General features: G+C 55.2%; 3 protein-coding genes. 1 reads left to right on the top strand and 2 read right to left on the bottom strand.

Features of this window, described 5'->3' with window-relative positions; translation table 11 throughout:
• Nucleotides 1-601 (top strand): serine hydrolase (locus AB4043_RS23645; RefSeq protein ID WP_442308272.1); only part of this gene is annotated, 601 nt, incomplete at its 5' end.
• Between the two features lie 291 nt (nucleotides 602-892).
• Here the strand turns inward: AB4043_RS23645 and AB4043_RS23640 are convergent.
• Nucleotides 893-1,126, bottom strand: coding sequence for a hypothetical protein (locus AB4043_RS23640; RefSeq protein WP_442301005.1), 234 nt, complete (start codon nucleotides 1,124-1,126; stop codon nucleotides 893-895).
• Between the two features lie 78 nt (nucleotides 1,127-1,204).
• On the bottom strand, nucleotides 1,205-2,051 hold an 847-nt coding region (locus AB4043_RS23635), incomplete at its 5' end, for a class II fructose-bisphosphate aldolase (protein WP_442308271.1).

Raw genomic sequence — 2,051 nt, 5'->3', positions numbered from 1 at the left:
ATATACCCCTGACAGTAAGCTCGTCGCCCATACGCATCGCAGCAATCCGCGTGCCGCAGGCTCGATGGATATCAACATCAATGACCTGGTGAAGTTTACCCAGGCGCTTCTGGCCGGCAAGCTACTCAGCGGACCAATGCAGGCACAGATGCTTTCGCCGCAGGTCCAGATCCATACGGCGCATCAGTTTCCAACCCTTGCAGAGGAGACCTCGGAAGAGCCGATGCAGGTAGGTCTGGCGTATGGCCTGGGATGGGGTCTGCTGACGAATACGAAGTATGGCCGGGCGTTCTTCAAAGAGGGACACGGCGACGGCGCACAGAACTACATGATCTGCTTCGAGAAGACGGAAGACTGCATGATCATGCTGACCAACAGCGAAAACGGCGAGTTTGCCTTCAAGCCATTGCTGGAGAAGTTGCTGGGCGATACGGTGACACCGTGGGAGTGGGAAGGCTATACGCCGGAGCGGATTCGCGCACAGCAGATGAATGAGCATCCGGAGCTTGCTCCGCCTCCTCCCCCGAAGCCGCAGAAGAAGAGCTGGGTACGTAAGGAAGCGGAGAAGCTGGAGAAACTTAAGAAGCACCCACGGCAATAAGGGTTCAGGGTAGGAAAAATAGTTTATTCAGCCTGCCCAATATCCAGCGGTGTGATTTTGCCGACGTGATTCAGCACGAATCTGAAATACGTCCGGAACTCTCCCCAGGCGTCGGAGTGGAACTTTCCTTCGATTACAAGGCACCCCTTCCGGGCTAGAGCAGTTCTCCTAAAGGTGTAGAGCGAAGCGTTTGCAGTTTGCGCCGTTTTCCTTCGAAGAAAACGGCATTCGCAGATTTCTCCAACACCACAGTATTAGGAGAATTGCTCTACCCAGCAACCGGAAAATGCTCTAATCGAGGTCGGGTTGCGTTTCCATGCCAGCAAGCATCTCTCGTTTCTCCCGGATCTCCGTTGTCAGTGCTTCTTTTTCGTCGCGATACTGTTCTTCGGTGGAAGTAGCTCGAAAGCCTTCCAGACCAATGTTTTGCATCATGTCGTCCTCAAGATGCTCGACTTCACGGTATCGCTGCTCTTTCTGAGCGATCTCCGACTCTAACTGCTGGATGGCCTGCGAATCTTTCATGGTCAGTCTCCTTCTGATGTCGATGTAGGGTTCGATCTCCGGAACAGCTCCTTCGAGAGAGCACTTTCCGGAGGAGTGTCAGGTCAGCTTGTTGAAGAGTTTCAGACGCGATGTGGCGACCTGTTTGATAGCATCGATCGCTGCCGGAAGAATCTTGTACGGAACAACCTCGTGCGGCTGTTTTGCCAGGCTCGCATCGAGCCCCTGCCGCCAGGCGATACGCAGTTCTGTGTTGATGTGGATGATGTTGATTCCGGCGTCGATGGCTTTGCGCATGTCGTCATCATCGGTTCCGGAGGCTCCGTGCAAGGTGAGCAGTGCTCCGGTCGCGCTTTTGATCTTTGCGATGCGGGCAAGATCCAGGCGTTTTTTGGCTTTGCCCTGCACCATGCTCTGGACCATGCCGTGCATATTGCCTACGGCCGGTGACAGGATGTCGATGTTGCTCGCAGCCAGATATCGTTTCGCCTCTTCCGGATCGGTAAGGCCTTTCGACAGATCGGGGACCTCGTCATGAATCTCGGACCCGGTGCCGATATCGCCGATCTCTCCTTCGATCAGGATGGATGGATTGATCGCTTTCAGCGTCTCCACGGCCGCTTTGGTCTGCCGCGCATTCTCATCGATTGGCAACGTCGAGAGATCGAAGACGATGGCGTCATACCCGGCCTTTGCGGCTTCGACAGCGCTCGCAAGCGTATGAGTATGGTCGGCGTTGAGGAAGATGGGGAAGTCAAACTCTTCGCGCAGGCTGCGGACCAGTGCAGCGAGCTGGCGAACGCCCATGAATTTCCGCTCACCTTCGGAGGCGCCGACGATGACGGGTACCTTCAATTCATATGCGGCAGCGAAGACCGCCTTTAACAGGGAAAAGTCAGCGATATTGAAGTGGCCTATGGCTATTCCCTCTTGCGCCGTCCGGGTT

The sequence above is a fragment of the Terriglobus sp. YAF25 genome, from assembly GCF_052113305.1.
In the GTDB taxonomy this organism is placed as follows: Bacteria; Acidobacteriota; Terriglobia; order Terriglobales; family Acidobacteriaceae; genus Terriglobus.
The sequence above is the reverse complement of the archived record's forward strand: the minus strand, read 5'-3'. Positions and strand labels throughout refer to the sequence as shown.

Excerpts from the sequence above, each read along its gene's own strand:
- AB4043_RS23640 (WP_442301005.1), bottom strand. The coding sequence starts at position 1,126 with ATGAAAGATTCGCAGGCCATCCAGCAGTTAGAGTCGGAGATCGCTCAG.